Genomic DNA, 17,511 nt, shown 5'->3' with positions numbered 1-17,511 from the left:
GCTCCAGCCACAACGGCTTCGCGGGGCACCACGGATCGGTGCCCCGCGGTCGTTTCCCGGTGCTCGTCTCCCGGCCGGGAGGCGAGCACCGGGAACACACCTCCGGATTCCGTTTGACAGAATTTCTGGACAACTCGGTCCAGAAATAGGTATCCTCGCACCATCCCGGATCAACGAGAAGGAGCAGCGAGGATGCCGCGCCCCCGGAAACCCCTGGCCCCCGAGCGCCGCGCCCGCCTGATGCGCGCCGCCCGCGCCCACTTCGCCCGCCACGGTTACCGCGGCGCTTCTCTGCAACAGATCCTCTCGGAGGCCGATTTCCCCCGCAGCTCCTTCTACCATTTCTTTCAGGAGAAGGAAGCGCTGTTCGACGCCGCGCTCGCAGACGGCCTGGCCCTGCTGGCGGCCCGCATCGAGGTGACCGATCCCGGAACCCTCACCGCCGAGAACTACTGGCCCACCGTTCTCGCCCTCGTGGATGCTCTCGGCAGGGCCTGCCGCGACGATGACCTGGCCGCCGTTCCCGTGATCTTCCACCTGCGCGACGCGCCACCGTCGGCGACGCGGGACCGGTTCGAACGGACCGCCCACCAGTGGTGCACGTTCATGGTGGAGCGCGGCCGCACCCTCGGAAAGCTCGAGCGGGATCTCCCGGCCGATCTCCATGCGGAACTCACGTGGAACATGGTGGTGGCGCTGGACCGGTGGTTCGCCGCCCATCCCGAGCACATGGACGACAGCGCCCGGATCACCGGCCTGCTCCTGACCCGGATGCTCAAGGCGGCGAATCGGTGAACGCCCCGGACGTGCTCCTGCTGGGCGCCACCGGGTATCTGGGACGCCATCTCGCCGCGGAACTGCACCGGCGCGGTCGCCGGATCCGGGCCGTGGTCCGGGACGCACGGCGCGCGGAGAACCCCGGCGCCTGGGGCGCCCCCGCGCTGTCGGGTCTGATCGACGAGCAGATCGTCGGCGATGTGCGGGATCCGGACCTCCCGGACCGGTTGACCGCAGGCGTGAGCAGCGTCGTCTCGGCGCTCGGGGTCACCAGGCAGGGAACCGATCCGTGGAAGATCGATCACGGCGCCAACCTCGGCATGTTGCGAGCCGCGGAGAGGAACGGGGTGGGAGGTTTCCTGTACGTGCATGCGCTGGGGGCGGAGCGGTGCCCGGCGCGACTCACCCGCGCGAAGTGCGCCTTCGTGGCCGAGCTCCGTTCCTCACCGGTGACGGGAATGGTAATCAGTCCGAGCGGCTATTTCTCCGACCTGGCGCAGCTGCTGCTGATGGCGCACCGGGGCCGGGTGGCGCTGACGGCACCCGGGGCGCGCATCACCCCGATCCACGGGGCGGATCTGGCGACGGTGTGCGTCGACCACCTCTGCCGGGGCGACGGCGGCACCAGGGAGGTCGGCGGCCCGGAGGAGCTGAGTTTCCGCGAGATCGCCGAACTGGCGTTCAAGGCCCTCGGCACCCGCCCCAGGATCACCCGCCTGCCCTCCCGCACTCTGGACGTGGTGGCGCTGCTGGCCCGTCCCTTCGCGCCGCACAGGGCCGACATGCTCCGTTTCCTGGCGTGGAACATGCGCACGGACAGCGTCGCGGAACGCACCGGCAGCCGGAGGATCGGCGAGTTCTTCGCCCAGCAGGCCGGGCGCATCGCATCCCCACCCGGCGGGAATCCGTGAGCTCCGGCACGCCCGGGCGGCGTTACCTTCTCGCCCCCGAGGCGGACGATGCCCTGGCCGCCAGGTTCTTCGCCCTCGCACAGGGGGCGTTCGCTGCGCTTTCCGTTCACCACGCACACGGTGCGCACCCGGGTGCGAAACGAACTGGACCTGATCACGCGCTGGCAACTCGATGCGTCGCTCATCCACGGGGCGAGGAGACGGTGCAGACGGCCTGCGCCTCGGGTGTCCCCTTCGCAGGCATCGGCATGCAGATGGAGCAGAAACTCAACATCGAAGAATGCGTGGACTTCGGCAACGCGCTGGCCTTCACGATGCGTGACATCCGCCGGCACAAAATCCCCTCCCTGGTGGAACGGCTGCTCACCGACGCCACCCTGCGGCGACGCGCGCGAGAACTGGCCGCCCTGATGCAAGGCACCGACGGGGCACGGCGCAGCGCCGAGGCCATTCTGCGTTTCCTCGATGATCGGCAATGACTCCCGGGCACACACTCGGGGAGCGCCGCGCCGAGACCCTTGGGCATCGCCACTTCGTCCCCACGAAAACACCCCGTGACTGATAGCTTGAAGCGGCACCCGGCGCCACCCCACCGACCCGGGAAGGCGCCTGATCCGTCGATGCGAAACCCAGGAGCCCCCATGCACATGACATTCCGGGAAAGCGAACTCGACCGCATGGCCCGGTCGGGATGGATGGGTCCGGCTGTCCGGGAAATGCTCGCGGTTCGAGGGCTACCCACCCCGGTAGAACATCTCGAAGACATCCAGGACGATGACTGGTGGAAACGCACCGAACGGGCGGTAGCAGCGCTCCGGGAACATTTCGCGACATTCCGGTTCGGGGAGAGGACGGAGTTCGGGTTGCTGCTGGTCCCTTCCCCGAGAAAAATTGACACCCGTTCCCATCTTCCCTCTGCGGTCCGGAAACAGCAGAGCCCCGGCCTCAGCGAGGATTTCGTGGACCCCGCGCTGGGACAAGGCGTCGATCTCACCCTCCCCGGGGTCCCGTGGACCCCGTTCGTCTCGGTCATCGGTCCCCAGGGCATCTCGGCGGGAAGCCACACGGATGTCCGGGATGCTGAGCGGCGACGTTTCGAGGTTCTGGGACACGACACCCGCGATGCCATGACCCGCCAGTTGTGGGGGGCACGCCTGCTTCAATCACCGGCCGGAACGATACCCGACAGCGATTACAACGACACCTGGACGTTCACCCTTTTCCCCGCAGAACCCTTGGTGGACGGCAGGGCCACATCAGGAACAGTTCTGAAGGGACGAGTACGTTTCCGCTTGGGAAAGAGCAACCGGGGAATCAGCAGCGCCCGAGTCGCCCCCGGCATTCCCGTGCCGTGACCTGCGGCGGGCCCGACTCGGTCCCCGGGCTGGGAAACCGCGGGCCGCCGCGCATTGGGTGGGCGTTTTCTCGGCTGATTCGAGCCGCGAATCCTCTGCTGGAACCGGCTCTATCCGGAGATCCTCTTGTTCCTCGCCCCGTATTCGCGCATGCGTTGCGGATACGGCACCACGCCCGCGTCGTAGGCGGGAATGTCGTGGCGGGATGCGAAGTCGTAGCCGAAGGCGATTGAAGGGATGGCGCGCCGGGTGGATTCCCCGTCGGCGGCCACCAGCAGGATCGACGGTTTGTTGAAGCTGGTCGGCTGCTCCAGCCAGGCCTCGACGCCCCGCCGGGTGGTCACGAAACCATCGAGATGGTCGAGGAGCACACCATCCACTTCCCTCTGTTCCTTGGCGACCTTTGCAGCGACCTTGCGCTTCGAGAACCAACCCACCCGGACATTATGCCGGGAGGATGGAAGACTGTCCCGCATGACGCAAGTTCATGACCTGGCCATTCTGGGCGGCGGCCCCGCCGGCTACGCGACCGCCCTGCGGGCCGCACAGCTCGGGCTGGACGTGGCGCTGGTGGAGGAAAGGGAGCTGGGTGGCACCTGTCTGCACCGGGGGTGTGTGCCCACCAAGGCGTGGCTGCAGGCGGCCAAGACCCGCACCACCGTCGCCAAGGCCGACCGGCTGGGAATCGGCGCCATCCTCACCGGTGTGGACGCCGCCAAGGTACGGGGTTTCGCGGACTCCCTGGTCTCGGGGTTGCACCGCGGGCTGACCGGCTTGATCCGCTCCCGCGGCATCCGAGTGGTCCCGGGACACGGCCGGCTGGTGGTTGATGCCGAAGGACCTGCCCTTGATGTCGACGGGGAATTGTTGCGTGCCCGCAACGTCGTCCTGGCAACCGGGTCGGCCCCCGTGACGCTGGGTCTGCCGACCGACGGGGAACGCATCCTCACCAGCGAACACGCGCTGCGCCTGGAACGGCTTCCCGGGCGGGCGGTCATCCTGGGTGGCGGCGTGATCGGCGTCGAGTTCGCATCCCTCTGGCGCGACCTGGGGGTCGACGTGGTCCTGGTGGAGGCCACGCCGCGCCTGCTCCCGACCGAGGACCCGGACCTCGTGGCCGTGCTGGAACGACGCCTGCGGGCCCGGGGTGTCGACCTGCGGCTCGGGACGAAGGCCGAGGGCATCGTCCGCGACGGCGACCAGGTGCACCTGGAACTGACCGACGGGACCGTCACCGCGGATGTCGCGCTGATCGCGGTCGGGAGACGCCCCGTCACCGACGGCCTGGGCCTGGAGGAGGCGGGCGTCACCGTGGCGTCAACGGGCCATGTGAAGGTCAACCGGGAGCTCGCCACGACCGCGGCGGGGGTGTTCGCGGTCGGGGATCTGATCGCGGGCCCGCAGCTGGCGCACCGCGGCTACGCGCACGGCATCTTCCTGGCCGAGCACCTGGCCCATCTGGCGGGCGGGCGTCCCATCCGGCCACGACCCCCCGAGGACCGCGACATCCCCCGGATCACCTATTCGAGTCCGCAGCTCGCATCGGTGGGTCTGACCCGGGAGCAGGCCGCGGCGACCGGTGGCTGCGAGGTCTCGGACTTCGACCTGCGCGGCAATGCCCGTGCCCTGATGCTGGCCCCCGGGGACCGCGACGCGGGACTGGTGCGGGTGATCCGGCGTCCGGGTGGCGCGCTCGTCGGCGTGCACGTCGTGGGCGATGACATAGCGGAACTGGTGGCGGAGGGTACCCTGATGGTGGGCTGGCAGGCCACCCCCGAAGACGTGAAGGAACTGGTCCACCCGCACCCGAGCCTCAGCGAGGCGCTGGCTGAGGCAAACCTCGCCCTCGCCGGGTCGGCCCTACACATGCAGGCCTGATTGAAGGATAGGCTTGGAGCGGATAGCGACGCGCCAGACACAAAAGGAGCCAATGTTCACATGTCAACCGAAGTAACACTCCCAGCACTGGGCGAGTCGGTCACCGAAGGCACCATCTCCCGCTGGCTGAAGGCCGTCGGCGAGACCGTCGAGGTGGACGAGCCCCTATTGGAGGTCTCCACCGACAAGGTCGACACCGAGATCCCATCCCCCGTGGCCGGTACCCTCCTGGAGATCAGGTTCAACGAGGACGACGTGGCTGAGGTCGGCGCCGTCCTGGCGGTGATCGGCGAGACCAGTGAGGCTCCCGCCCCGCAGGCAGCGCCCGCACCCCAGCCCGTCGCCGAACCCGCTCCGGCACCCGAACCCGCTCCGGCACCCGCCCCCGCTCCTGCTCCGGCACCCGCCGCGCCGCAGGCCACCCCCGCGGGCGACGCAACCGAGGTGGTACTGCCGGCCCTGGGTGAGTCGGTCACCGAAGGCACCATCTCCCGCTGGCTGAAGGCCGTCGGCGAGACCGTCGAGGTGGACGAGCCCCTATTGGAGGTCTCCACCGACAAGGTCGACACCGAGATCCCATCCCCCGTGGCCGGTACCCTCCTGGAGATCAGGTTCAACGAGGACGACGTGGCTGAGGTCGGCGCCGTCCTGGCGCTGGTCGGCGATGCTGCCGCAGCACCCCCGGCACCCGCTCCCGCAGCACCCCCGGCACCCGCTCCCGCAGCACCCCCGGCACCCGCAGCTGAGCCGGCGGCACCCGCCCCGGCTCCCTCCGCTCCCCCGGCACCCGCAGCTGCACCTGCGGCACCCGCCGCTCCCCCGGCACCCGTCGCGTCGGTCGCGGCGCGCCGCGCCTCCGCCGACGAAGGGGTCTACGTCACCCCCCTGGTCCGCAAGCTCGCCGCAGAGCACGGCATCTCCTTGGGTTCCGTCCAGGGCACCGGTGTCGGCGGCCGCATCCGCAAACAAGACATCCTCGATGCCGCGGAGGCCGCCAAGAAGGCCGCTGCCGCTCCCACTCCCACCGCAGCCGCGAAAGCGGGCGCGCCTGCCGCTGCTCCCCAGGTTGCCGAAGTCTCGGAGGAGGCCGCCAAACTGCGCGGCACCACGGAGAAACTGTCGCGGATGCGCAAGGTGATCGCGGAGCGGATGACTGAATCGCTGCGGGTGGCAGCGCAGCTCACCGCCACAGTCGAGGTGGACGTGACCGCCATCTCGAAGCTGCGCAAGGCCGCCAAGGACGACTTCAAGAAGCGCGAGGGCGCTTCCCTGTCCTACCTGCCGTTCATCACGAAGGCCACGATCGAGGCCCTCAAGGCGATGCCCGCGCTCAACGCGTCGGCCGACTTCGAGGCGGGGACCGTGACCTACGCGTCGCAGGAGAACATCGGCATCGCCGTCGACACCGATCGCGGCCTGATGGTTCCCGTCATCCAGGACGCCGGGGACCTGAACCTGGCCGGGCTGGCCAAGCGCATCGGCGACCTGGCGGCCCGCACCCGCGCAGGGAAGGTCGGCCCCGACGAGCTGAGTGGTGGCACCTTCACCATCACCAACTACGGCTCGGCGGGAACCCTGTTCGACACCCCGATCATCAACCTGCCGCAGGTCGCGATCCTCGGCACCGGCGCGCTGGTGAAGCGGCCCGTTGTGGTCACCGATGCCTTGGGCGGCGACACCATCGCCATCCGGGACATGATGTACCTGTCGCTCACCTACGACCACCGCCTCATCGACGGCGCCAAGGCCGCCCGCTTCCTCAGCCTGATCAAGGCCCGCCTGGAAGCCGGTGACTTCGCCGGCGAGCTGGGTCTCTGATCCTGCGAACTGTTTGGCCCGGGTTGCCCCAAAGGAGCAACCCGGGCCAAAATTTTTCAAGCCGACTGAGCCAGCACGCGAGCACCTCCCCCAAGCCGGTGGTCGCGAACACCTCCCCAAAGCCGGTTGAGCCGGATCGCGAGGAACGAGCGACCCGAGTCGAAACCACCCCAAGCAGCCAGACAACAAGCCCGACCACAAGACCCCCGCACAAGGTCACCATGGTTTCGACACGCCCCACTCGCTGACGCTCACAGGCCGGCTCAACCAACTTGATACGAGACGGTTTCGACACGCCCCACTCGCTGACGCTCACAGGCCGGCTCAACCAACTTGATACGAGACGGTTTCGACACGCCCCACTCGCTGACGCTCACAGACCGGCTCAACCAACCACCCCCGAAGGCGTTCAACGAAAGGTGCCCGGCGGAAACCGCCGGGCACCTTTTTTTGATCCCTGCCGGATCAGATCAGGCCGAGTTCCTTGACCGCCTTGCGCTCGTCGAACAGCTCGGCGACGGAGGCGTCGATCTTGGCACGGGAGAACGGATCGATCTCGAGGCCCTGGACGATCTCGTACTTGCCGTTCTTGACGACGCACGGGAAGGAGGAGATGACACCCTCGGCGACCCCGTAGGAGCCGTCGGAGGGAACCGCCATGGAAACCCAGTCACCTTCAGGAGAGCCGAGCACCCAGTCACGCATGTGCTCAACGGTGGCGTTCGCCGCGGAAGCCGCGGAGGACAGACCACGGGCCTCGATGATGGCCGCGCCGCGCTTGGCAACCGTCGGGATGAAGGTGGACTCGATCCAGGCCTCGTCGTTCACCAGTTCCGCGGCGTTCTTCCCGCCCACCTCGGCGTGGAAGATGTCGGGGTACTGGGTGGAGGAGTGGTTGCCCCAGATGGTCATCTTCTTGATCTCCTCGACGGGGCAGCCGAGTTTCTGGGCGAGCTGGGACTTCGCGCGGTTGTGATCCAGGCGGGTGAGGGCGTTGAAACGCTCCTTCGGGATATCGGGGGCGTTGCTGGATGCGATCAGCGCGTTGGTGTTGGCGGGGTTGCCGGTCACCAGCACACGGACGTCATCCGCGGCCACCTCGTTCAGGGCCTTGCCCTGGGCGGTGAAGATGGCGCCGTTGGCGCTCAGCAGGTCGCCGCGTTCCATGCCGGCCTTGCGGGGCATGGCACCTACCAGCATCGCCAGGTTGACACCGTCGAAGACCTTCTTCGGGTCATCGCCGATGACGACGTTCTTCAGATTCGGGAAGGCGCAGTCGTCGAGTTCCATGACGACACCCTCCAAGGCCTTCAGGGCCGGGGTGATCTCCAGCAGACGCAGCTCGATGGGCCGATCGCCCAGCAGGGAACCGCTGGCTATCCTGAACAGCAGGCTGTAGCAGATCTGGCCGGCTGCGCCGGTCACTGCGATCTTGACGGGAGCCTCAGTGCTCATCGTGCGGACCTTTCTCTCGACGGTGATGTCCACCTACGAGCCTATCGCCCGCCATCACGCCTCATGTGCCGGGGGGAACCACCAGCGCCAGCACACCGATCGCGATACCCAGGCTGAAGAGGATGGTGATGTCCATCCAGCGACGCCGGACCACCAACAGACCCGAGACGCGGCGCGGCAGGAGCATCCGGGCAACCCCCGCGAGCAGGGTCGCCGCGGCCATCACCACCGCCCCGTAACGCCAGCTCCCGAAACCCGCGATCAACACACCAACCGCGAACACCCCGAGCACGGCCGCCAGCGGCCACGGATTGGTGGGGAGCCGGTTAACCGTTGGGGTCGGCATGAAGCACCTCGGCGCGGTCGACAACATTGCTGAGCAGCATGGCGCGGGTCATGGGACCCACCCCGCCGGGATTCGGGGTGACCCAGGCCGCCTTGCCCCACACCTCCGGCGCCAGATCCCCGGTGGTCCTGCCCTCGACCCGGCTGACTCCGACATCGATGCACACCGCGCCCTGGCGGATCATGTCGGCGGTGACCATGCCCGGCACCCCCGCCGCCGCCACCACGATGTCGGCCCGCCGGGTGTGTTCGGCCAGGTCGCGGGTGCCGGTGTGGCACAGGGTCACCGTGGCGTTCTCGCTGCGGCGGGTCAGGATCAGCCCGAGGGGACGCCCCACCGTGATGCCGCGACCCACCACACACACATCCGCCCCCCGCCACTCGATGCCGTGGCGACGCACCAGCTCCACGATGCCGCGGGGGGTGCAGGGCAGGGGGGCGGGTTCGTTCAGCACGAGCCTCCCCAGGTTGATCGGGTGCAGCCCGTCGGCGTCCTTGTCCGGGTCGATCAACCCCAGCGCCCGGTTCTCGTCGAGATGTCCCGGCAGGGGAAGCTGCACGATGTAGCCGGTGCAGGCGGGGTCCGCGTTCAGCGCCGCGATGGCCTCCTCCAGCTGCGCGGCGGTGGCGTCGGCGGGCAGCTCCACCCGGATGGAGGCGATGCCCACCTGTTCGCAGTCGCGGTGTTTCATGCGCACGTAGTTCTGGCTGGCCGGGTCGTCACCGACGAGCACCGTCGCCAGCCCGGGCACCACCCCCAAGGAGCGGAGCCGGCCCACCCGCTGCTTCAGTTCCGACTTGATGGCGGCGGCCGTGGCCCTGCCGTCAAGGATCCCCGCGGTCATTCGCACCCCCTGCTCAGTGGAAGAAGTGACGGGTACCGGTGAAGTACAGCGCGACGCCGTGTTCGGCACACAGGTCGATGGTTTCCCGGTCGCGCAGGGAACCGCCCGGCTGGACAATGGCCCGGACGCCACCGTCGATCAGGATCCGCGGCCCGTCGGCGAAGGGGAAGAAGGCATCGGATGCGGCCACCGACCCGGCTGCCCGCTCCCCGGCGCGTTCAATCGCCAGGCGGCACGAGTCGACGCGGTTCACCTGGCCCATGCCGACGCCGACGGAGGCACCGTCGTGGGCCAGGAGGATGGCGTTGGACTTCACTGCGCGGCAGGCCCGCCACGCGAAGACCAGGTCGGCCAGGGTCGCCTCGTCGACCGCATCCCCCGCTTTGAGTTCCCAGTTCGCGGGGTCGTCGCCGGGCGCGTCGATGCGGTCGGGTCGCTGGAGCAGGGCACCCCCGGAGATGGGGTGCAGGACACGTTCCCGGTGCGTGTACGGGGCGGCCTTCAGCAGTCGCAGGTTCTTCTTCGCGGTGAGGATCGCCAGGGCCTCCGGTTCGAAACCGGGGGCGATCACCACCTCCGTGAAGATGTCCTTGATCTGTTCGGCCAGTTCCACGGTGACGGGACGGTTGGCGGCGATCACCCCACCGAAGGCGGAGACCGGGTCGCAGGCGTGGGCCCTGCGATGGGCCTCCGCGATGTCGGAACCCACCGCGATCCCGCACGGGTTGGCGTGTTTGATGATCGCGACACACGGCTCGGTGAAGTCGCCCGCGGCGCGGTGGGCGGCCTCCCCGTCGGTGTAGTTGTTGTAGCTCATGGGTTTGCCGTGCAGCAGCTCGGCCTGGGCGATTCCCTCCGGACCGGGCGGGTAGGTGTAGAGGGCCGCGGCCTGGTGGGAGTTCTCGCCGTAGCGCAGGTCCTGCTTCTTCTCCCAGGCCGCGCCCAGCCAGTCCGGGAACCCGTCCCCGGCCGGGGTGGCCACGTTGGCCCCCATCCAGGAGGCCACGGCGATGTCGTAGGAGGCGGTGTGGCGGAAGGCCTCGGTGGCGAGGTCGCGGCGCTGCTGGAGGGTGAAACCACCCTCGGTGAGGGCGGCCAGGACGGCGGGGTACTGCGATGTGGAGGTGACCACCGCGACACTCGGGTGGTTCTTCGCGGCGGCACGCACCATCGAGGGCCCGCCGATGTCGATCTGTTCAACGCATTCGTCGGTCCCGGCACCGGATGCGACGGTGGCCTCGAACGGGTAGAGGTTGACCACCACCAGGTCGAAGGGGGCGACGCCGAGCTCCTCCAGCTGGGAGACGTGGGCGGGCAGGCGGCGGTCGGCGAGAATACCGGCGTGGACGCGCGGATGGAGTGTCTTGACGCGACCGTCGAGACATTCGGGGAATCCCGTCAACTGCTCGACGGGGGTCACGGGAATCCCCGCCGTGGCGATCCGGGTCGCGGTGGATCCCGTGGACACCAGTTCCACCCCGGAGGCGTGGAGGGCGGTGGCCAGCTCCTCCAGGCCCTCCTTGTCGTAGACGCTGAGCAGCGCGCGGCGCAGCTGAATCCGATCGGTCATTTCTCTCCTTCGTTCCAGGCACGCACGGTCTCCACCAGCAGGCGGCGTTCCACCACCTTGATGCGTTCGTGAAGCGTTTCGACGGTGTCATCGGGCAACACATCGACAGCCCCCTGCGCCAGGATCCTACCGGTGTCCACCCCGGAGTCCACGAGGAAGACCGTGGCACCGGAGACCTTCACCCCATGGTTCAGGGCATCCCTCGGCCCGTGCATCCCGGGGAAGCTGGGCAGCAGCGCGGGGTGGGTGTTGATGGTGCGTCCCCCGAAACGGGCGAGGAAACTGGCCCCCAGCAGCTTCATGAACCCCGCCGAGGCCACCAGGTCCGGTTCGAAACCGGCGACGATCCCGGTCAGTTCGGCATCCCACACGTCGCGGTCCGATCCCTTTGCGTAGGGATGGGCGACGGCGGGCACCCCCGCGGCGCGGGCCCGTTCCAGGGCGTGGGCGGCGGGCTGGTCGGAGACCACCGCCACGACCCGGGCATCCACCTCCCCCGCCGAAACGGCGTCGAGAAGAGCCTGCAGCAGGGTCCCCGAGCCGGAAACCAGCACCACCACGCGAGTCGTCACCGAACAACCGTAGCGCCGAGCCTCACGCCACCCGGAACCGGCCAAGAGAGTTTCACCGGTCGCGGAGCAGGACATCGCCATCGGCCACCACCCGCCAGTTGGCACCACCGGCTTCTTCCCGCAGGGTGAGGCCACACCCCGAAAAGACCCGTTGACTGGTTGGCGACACACGATCCTGCAACCACGTCAACGCAATATCCGCTAGCGTCGAGGCATGCCGCATCCCCATTCGCACCGACCCGGGCATCCGCACGGGAAACCTTTCGGAGCCCGCCCGAACCTGGACTTCGACCGAGCCCCGTTCATAGTGATCTGGGAGACCACCCAGGCCTGCGACCTGGCCTGCCGGCACTGCCGCGCCTCCGCGCAACCACTGCGCAACCCGAACGAACTGACCACCGCGGAGGCGTTGAAGCTCCTCGACGACGTCCGGAAGTTCGGGCGCGTGGTGTTCGTCTTCTCCGGCGGGGACGCCTTCAAACGTCCCGACATCATCGAACTGGTGCGGCACGGAGCCGACATCGGACTGCGCATGGCCATCACCCCCGCCACCACTTCGCTCGCCTCACGTGAGCAGCTCCAGGCCCTCAAGGACGCGGGCCTGAGCCGGCTGGCTGTCAGCCTCGACGGGTCCAACGCGACCATCCACGACGAGTTCCGCCGGGTGGAGGGCAGTTTCGCGCATGGCCTGCGCATCCTCCGCGAGGCCCAGGAGATCGGCCTGACCACCCAGGTGAACACGGTGGTGCGCAAGGCGAACCTCGACGACATGGAAGCCATGTGCCGGCTCATGACGGAGTTGGGAATCGTCTTCTGGGAGGTTTTCTTCCTGGTGCCGATGGGGCGTGCCAGGAAGGAGGACGTCGCCTCGGCCGAAGGGTTCGAGGCCGTTTTCAACCAGCTCTACGACCTGTCCAAGACCGCTGCCTTCGACATCAAGGCGACCGCCGCGCCCCAGTACTCGCGGGTCGTCATGCAGCGCAAACGCGCCGAGGCGCGGGCCGGGGCGGACACCGACCTGGACGTGCTGACCTCCGGGATGCACTACTCGCAGCAGGACGGCATCGGCCGCGCCCGCAACGTCAATGACGGCGACGGCTTCATGTTCATCTCCCACGTCGGAGACATCTACCCGTCGGGTTTCCTGCCCATCAAGGCGGGCAACATCCGAACCGACGACATCGAGGAGGTCTACCGGCACTCCCCGCTGTTCACGACGTTGCGGGACCGCAGCCTCCTGAAGGGCAAGTGCGGTGTCTGCTCATACCGTTCCTTCTGCGGCGGTTCACGGGCCCGCGCCTACGCTATGACGGGCGACTACCTGGCGGAGGAACCCTTCTGCGCCCACGAACCGCATCTCTCCCCGAAGCCGCTGCCATCCCACTGAAACGCCGATTGACGTCCTTCCCGGAAAGCAGGTCCCGATTGGGGTTGCGCCCCGATCCACCGCCGCTGGGTCACCGGGGCGCCGCAGCCGATCAGTTCTTCCCCGATGCCCCGTTGTCCTTCCCGCGGCGCTGTCTGGTGGTTTCCTCCTCGGCCTCGGTGTCGACCCTCCGCCAAGTCGGCCACTCCCGCCTGGCGAGTCCCACCACGAGGCCCGTCACCAACCCGGACAACCCGAGGATGCAGGGGGCGGTGATCGCCAGGCTGCCGAGCCTGACCCCCATGTGGGAGAGACGATGCGTTCCCAGACCGCCCGATGAGAACCAGGCCAGCAGGAACAGCAGGGCACCCGCGGCGATCCCGGCCGCGCCTCCGGCGAGCGCGGTCTCGTAGAACCGCTCGGAGGACCGGTTCAGTGCGACGATGAGCCCCGCCAGCACCCCCGCGACCGCTCCGCCCAGCAACCACAACCAGACCAGGTCCGGCACCGGGCCCGGTGCGGGAACCGCCCCCAGCACGGGAATGGACGGGAGGAATCCGAGGCTCGTCCCGTTCATGTTGAGCAGCGTCCCCTCCCCCAGGGCGACTCCCGCTCCCAGCGCCCAGGCCATGGCCCAGATGACCAGGTTCGGAAGCCAGATCAGCTGCATGACCACGAGCAGGATTCCCGCAGTGACGTCACCACCGAGTCCGTCGGAGATACCGGCGATGCGATCACGCCCCAGGATCAGCACGACCGTGAGCAGCGCGGCCCCGGTCCCCACGCAGGTGAGGACGGCCACCCCGACCGCCCGGGGCAACGAACGCAGCCTCGGGGGCAACTGCTCACCGGGGTCATACCCGACGGCACGCGCAGCGCCCCACAACCCGGAGATGCCCCCGAGCAGGAGGCTTCCCAGCAGCGCCCGGAACACCGAGGTCTCCGGGACGACGAACGCGATCAGGGTTATGGAGGCGACATAGGTGCCCGCGTAGGTTCCCCCGATCTTCAGCACCAGCGTCTGCAGATCGGTGGTTTCGTCGAGAGCGGAACGGGCCGCCAAGCCGGCGACGGGGATCCCGAGCAGCAGCAGGACCAGGCTCAGGCCAAGCGGCGCGATACTGACCAGCTGCCCCCCGATCATGGTCGCCGAACCGTTGGCGAGCAGCAATGCGCGGGAGGCCAGCCCGAGCGCATCGGGCAGTTGTGAGTTCGGGGAGGTCAACCACCCGAGCGCCGCAGGACCCGCCATCAGGAGCCACCCCCCGGCAACCACCGCGAGCGCTCCCAGCGGGGTCAATGTGAACCATGGGATGGTCATCTGAGGCCTCGCGACACGGGCGGCCTCAGCCACATCCACGGCTATCATCCGATGCCGGGAACCACGTTCCGCCACACCAGCCTCCTTCCTTGATCCGACAGATCACCGAAGTCATGGGTAACCTGTACCAGTGAGATGCCGCCCGGAAGGCGGTTCGTCGTCCGCGTGGAGGTGAACATGACTGACTCCGGCAAGCAGCGTCCCCGCAGGGCCTTCTCGACGGACGACGCCCAGCCGGATGGCGTCGACGATACACGCAGCGGGCACGCAGGCCGGGCCCGACGCGGCGCCGCCGATGACATCGACTCGCCGTTCACCCGCCCTCCCTCATCCCCTCAGGAAACCGTTGTCCCGGCCCCGGTCCTGCCCGGCAAGGAGCGGCGGGCCACGCCGGGTTCCGGACCCGGCAGAAGAGCCAGAAGATGGGACGGGCTCGACGACGAGACCACCCCGACGGACCGTGACTCCGGATCCCCAACCGCCACTCACGCCGCGGTTTCCCCCACACCGCCACCGCGCAGTCCCCAACGCCAGGCTCAGCAGTCCACCTCCTCCTGGGACGGCTGGCCCGAGCAGCAGCACTCCCAGCCGGTCCCGGAAACCCCTCAGCCCCGGGCCGCGGCGCATCGCTCCCCCGCCCGGGCCGCCGAACCCGAACCGGAACCCGACGGCCTCCGGCGGGAGAAGGAAACCCGGAGGAGTCGCCGCGAGAAATCCGCGGCCTCCACGGGCTGGTTCTCGCACCACAAGCGGATTGTCACCACGTGGGTGGTGGCTGCCATCGCGGCGGCCGTCCTGATAGCGGGCGGGGTCTTCGTGTTCTCCCGATCAGCAGGTCCGGGTGCCGCCGGCAGCGCCAACCCGAGCACCTCGGATGTCAACAGCGACCCGGTCAATCTCGCTGACACCTCGCTCCTCGACACCTCGGATGCGGCCCTCATCGAACCGGCCGCCAGCTGGAGCATCACCCAGACCATCACGGAGAAGGGCAAGGAAACGCTCCGCAAGGTGAACTGCCTGGACTCCGACCCGGCGGAGATCAACACGACGGTCACCCTCCAGCGCGCGATTGGAACGCAGCAGGAGGACAAGCTGGCCCTCATACACCAGGTCGATGCTTACGCCAACGAGGAGACCACCAAGAAGGTCTACGAGCAGCGCGCCACTTCCCTGGCGTCCTGCTCCGCGATACCTGCCCTGATCACGGGCTCCTCGACCATCACCGAACTCGGCGACGATGTGCTGCAGATGAGCGTCGTCCAGGAGGACATCGCCCAGCACCACACGATCCTGCTGGTGCGCACCGGCAAGGTGATCAGCCTGCTCGACGTGGCCCGGAACAACGGCGCCGTCGACCCGAAGGGCGCGGTGAGCGCCCTGCAACGCCCTCTGACCGCTACCTGTGAAGCCGCTGCCGGCACCTGCCCCGGCACTCCCACGGTCACCCCGGCCGCCCCGCCCGCCGCCAGCCCGCAGGGCTGGCTTATCCCGAACGACATCCCGATCATCGCCCCCGGTCACCTGGCCTGGAGCGGCGGCGGCCTGAAGGAGGTGGAGTCCTCCGGGATGGGCTGTGAGGGCTTGAACCTGACCAGCGAGCAGGGACCCACCGACCGCAAGCAACGCTCCTACACTGTCGGCTCCGCCGACGAGGCCTTCAAGGTTTTCGGCATCACCCAGTACCGTTTCGCCTTCGCCGACGAGACCGCCGCAACCACCTTCGGGGATCTGCTCTCGGAGAATCTGGCCTCCTGCGCCAAAAGGGTCGCAGCGTCCAAGGTCACGGAACTGAGCCCCGTGGCCACCGACGGCAGCGACGGCCCCGCGGTGACGGCCCGGCTCTTCGAGGTGAAACAGCAGGTCTCCGACGACGGCGCCCAGCGGCCGCACCAGGTGATAGTTGCCAGGTCCGGGACGGCCGTCAGCTACCTGCTGTTCACCGGTGTCGGGGAAAGCAAGTTCACCGAGGATCAGCTCAAGACCCTGGCCGTCAGGGTCGGCCAGCGCATCACCCAGGGATAACGGCCCGGGGCGGAGGTCACACGCCCGGTCGCGGCGCGCCGGACTGCGCGCGTCCAGGGGAAATCCGGTTCGCGTGTGCCGTCGGGATGGTCAGGGTTTGCACTGGTCGAATGCCCGGTCGGATCAGGAAAAACCCGGACTGAATCCATGATTTTGAGAGCTTGCTGAGAATTGCTAGGGTTTCCGTCGGATGACCATCAAGATGCGGAGAACAGCCTTGAATCACACCGAGATGGCCAGCGCCCCGAAACGGGCCATGGTCGAGGTCGATTGTTCCGGCCTCTCTGACGAGGAGTCCGATCTGAACAAAGTCGTGGAGGCCTCCACGGCTCCCCCCACGAGGCGCCGCCGACGTCTCGGCCGGGTCTCGATAGCATCCGGTCTGGCCGGCCTGTTGGCGGTCGGCACCCTCTTCAGCTGGGCCTGGTACTCCCGGACCTCCGGGAACGAGATCGTGTCCGATCAGGTGGCCAGCGACGCCGCCGTCCCGGATGCCGCCGCCCAGGCGGTGGAGCAGGGTTTCGGTCACTCGGGTGATTCCTCCCGCTCCGGGGCCCGCGGCAACCTGGACTCCGCCGTTGCCGACGAGAACGCCAAGGAGCACGACGCATCCCTGAAGTCATCCCGCGACAGCGCCCTGGAGACCAGCGCGAACGAAACCGCCGCTGAACGCGAACAGCTGATGGAGGCCGACCTCAAGCTCGTGGCCGCACAGGCGGAGAAACTTGAGGCCGAGAAGAAGCAGGCCGAGGAACGCCTCAGCAGCGCACGCACGGCACTCAAGAAGGCCGGCGTCGACCCCTCCCAGATCTCCAACGCCGACCTGGCCGCCGCTGCCGCCGGGGGCGGTTCCATGCCCGTCAAGGAGAACTACACCATCGGCGCCAGCTTCGGCCAGACCGGTTCTTGGTCCCGCTACCACACGGGGCAGGATTTCCCGGCCCCCGTGGGCACCCCCATCTACGCCGCCGCATCCGGCATCGTGCTGAGCCCCACCGCCGCCTCCTGGGCCGGCAACAACGTGGTGATCATGCACCTGAACGGCGGCACCACCCTGTACGCACACCAGTCCCAGGTCGTGGTGAAACCCGGACAGGCCGTCAAGGCCGGCGACCTGATCGGCTACGTCGGTGTCACGGGCCGCTCCTTCGGTGCCCATCTGCACTTCGAGTACTACCCGCCGGGCACCACCCCCGGCGACGTCTACAAGGCCACCGACCCGATGGCATTCCTGCGCAGCCAGGGCGTCACGATCCGGTAGCGGTGAATTCCTGAT

16 protein-coding genes are annotated in these 17,511 nt (G+C 68.4%); 9 read left to right on the top strand and 7 right to left on the bottom strand.

Annotation, left to right across the window (positions count from 1 at the left end; all coding sequences use genetic code 11):
* Window positions 1-192 precede the first annotated feature (192 nt).
* The 4 genes from ACO6D6_RS09765 (at window position 193) to ACO6D6_RS09750 (ending at window position 3,043) form a co-directional block, all read left to right on the top strand.
* Window positions 193-795, top strand: a complete 603-nt coding sequence (locus tag ACO6D6_RS09765; RefSeq protein ID WP_484785072.1) for a TetR/AcrR family transcriptional regulator — start codon at window positions 193-195, stop codon at window positions 793-795.
* On the top strand, window positions 792-1,688 hold the full coding sequence (locus tag ACO6D6_RS09760; protein WP_484785071.1) for an SDR family oxidoreductase: 897 nt from the start codon (window positions 792-794) through the stop codon (window positions 1,686-1,688). Before ACO6D6_RS09765 ends, ACO6D6_RS09760 begins: the two co-directional genes overlap by 4 nt.
* The gene (locus ACO6D6_RS09755) at window positions 1,685-2,167 is read left to right on the top strand and encodes a hypothetical protein (protein WP_484785070.1); all 483 of its coding nucleotides are present in this window, start codon (window positions 1,685-1,687) and stop codon (window positions 2,165-2,167) included. Before ACO6D6_RS09760 ends, ACO6D6_RS09755 begins: the two co-directional genes overlap by 4 nt.
* A gap of 162 nt (window positions 2,168-2,329) precedes the next feature.
* Window positions 2,330-3,043: a hypothetical protein gene (locus ACO6D6_RS09750; protein WP_484785069.1), complete on the top strand. Its 714-nt coding sequence runs from the start codon at window positions 2,330-2,332 to the stop codon at window positions 3,041-3,043.
* A gap of 110 nt (window positions 3,044-3,153) precedes the next feature.
* On the opposite strand, the gene ACO6D6_RS09745 is transcribed toward ACO6D6_RS09750, so the two are convergent.
* Window positions 3,154-3,480, bottom strand: a complete 327-nt coding sequence (locus ACO6D6_RS09745; RefSeq protein WP_484785068.1) for a hypothetical protein — start codon at window positions 3,478-3,480, stop codon at window positions 3,154-3,156.
* Between the two features lie 37 nt (window positions 3,481-3,517).
* On the opposite strand from ACO6D6_RS09745, the gene ACO6D6_RS09740 reads away from it, so the two are divergent.
* Together ACO6D6_RS09740 and sucB are read left to right on the top strand one after the other, a co-directional pair.
* On the top strand, window positions 3,518-4,921 hold the full coding sequence (locus ACO6D6_RS09740) for a dihydrolipoyl dehydrogenase (RefSeq protein WP_484785067.1): 1,404 nt from the start codon (window positions 3,518-3,520) through the stop codon (window positions 4,919-4,921).
* A 60-nt stretch (window positions 4,922-4,981) separates the two neighbouring features.
* Window positions 4,982-6,739, top strand: a complete 1,758-nt coding sequence (gene sucB, locus ACO6D6_RS09735; RefSeq protein ID WP_484785066.1) for a 2-oxoglutarate dehydrogenase, E2 component, dihydrolipoamide succinyltransferase — start codon at window positions 4,982-4,984, stop codon at window positions 6,737-6,739.
* Between the two features lie 465 nt (window positions 6,740-7,204).
* Here the strand turns inward: sucB and ACO6D6_RS09730 are convergent, their stop codons facing one another.
* The 5 genes from ACO6D6_RS09730 to purN form a co-directional block, all read right to left on the bottom strand.
* On the bottom strand, window positions 7,205-8,194 hold the full coding sequence (locus tag ACO6D6_RS09730; protein WP_484785065.1) for a malate dehydrogenase: 990 nt from the start codon (window positions 8,192-8,194) through the stop codon (window positions 7,205-7,207).
* A gap of 61 nt (window positions 8,195-8,255) precedes the next feature.
* Window positions 8,256-8,540, bottom strand: coding sequence for a DUF3017 domain-containing protein (locus tag ACO6D6_RS09725; protein WP_484785064.1), 285 nt, complete (start codon window positions 8,538-8,540; stop codon window positions 8,256-8,258).
* Window positions 8,521-9,384 carry a bifunctional methylenetetrahydrofolate dehydrogenase/methenyltetrahydrofolate cyclohydrolase gene (locus tag ACO6D6_RS09720; protein ID WP_484785063.1) on the bottom strand — a complete coding sequence of 288 codons (864 nt, stop codon included), beginning with the start codon at window positions 9,382-9,384 and terminating at the stop codon, window positions 8,521-8,523. Before ACO6D6_RS09720 ends, ACO6D6_RS09725 begins: the two co-directional genes overlap by 20 nt.
* A gap of 13 nt (window positions 9,385-9,397) precedes the next feature.
* Window positions 9,398-10,954, bottom strand: coding sequence for a bifunctional phosphoribosylaminoimidazolecarboxamide formyltransferase/IMP cyclohydrolase (gene purH / locus ACO6D6_RS09715; protein WP_484785062.1), 1,557 nt, complete (start codon window positions 10,952-10,954; stop codon window positions 9,398-9,400).
* Window positions 10,951-11,526 (bottom strand): phosphoribosylglycinamide formyltransferase, encoded by a 576-nt coding sequence (gene purN, locus ACO6D6_RS09710; protein WP_484785061.1) that lies wholly within the window; start codon window positions 11,524-11,526, stop codon window positions 10,951-10,953. Before purN ends, purH begins: the two co-directional genes overlap by 4 nt.
* Window positions 11,527-11,740: 214 nt before the next feature.
* Here purN and ACO6D6_RS09705 point away from each other — a divergent pair, with 214 nt between their 5' ends.
* Window positions 11,741-12,913 (top strand): TIGR04053 family radical SAM/SPASM domain-containing protein, encoded by a 1,173-nt coding sequence (locus tag ACO6D6_RS09705; protein WP_484785060.1) that lies wholly within the window; start codon window positions 11,741-11,743, stop codon window positions 12,911-12,913.
* A 91-nt stretch (window positions 12,914-13,004) separates the two neighbouring features.
* On the opposite strand, the gene ACO6D6_RS09700 is transcribed toward ACO6D6_RS09705, so the two are convergent.
* Window positions 13,005-14,288, bottom strand: a complete 1,284-nt coding sequence (locus ACO6D6_RS09700; RefSeq protein WP_484785059.1) for a cell division protein PerM — start codon at window positions 14,286-14,288, stop codon at window positions 13,005-13,007.
* A gap of 102 nt (window positions 14,289-14,390) precedes the next feature.
* On the opposite strand from ACO6D6_RS09700, the gene ACO6D6_RS09695 reads away from it, so the two are divergent.
* Both ACO6D6_RS09695 and ACO6D6_RS09690 read left to right on the top strand, forming a co-directional pair.
* A complete protein-coding gene (locus ACO6D6_RS09695) occupies window positions 14,391-16,235 on the top strand; it encodes a hypothetical protein (protein WP_484785058.1) in 1,845 nt (614 codons plus the stop codon).
* A 190-nt stretch (window positions 16,236-16,425) separates the two neighbouring features.
* The gene (locus ACO6D6_RS09690; RefSeq protein WP_484785057.1) at window positions 16,426-17,496 is read left to right on the top strand and encodes a M23 family metallopeptidase; all 1,071 of its coding nucleotides are present in this window, start codon (window positions 16,426-16,428) and stop codon (window positions 17,494-17,496) included.
* Window positions 17,497-17,511: the final 15 nt, after the last annotated feature.

The sequence above is a fragment of the Arachnia sp. genome (genome assembly GCF_057238465.1).
The sequence above is the reverse complement of the archived record's forward strand: the minus strand, read 5'-3'. Positions and strand labels throughout refer to the sequence as shown.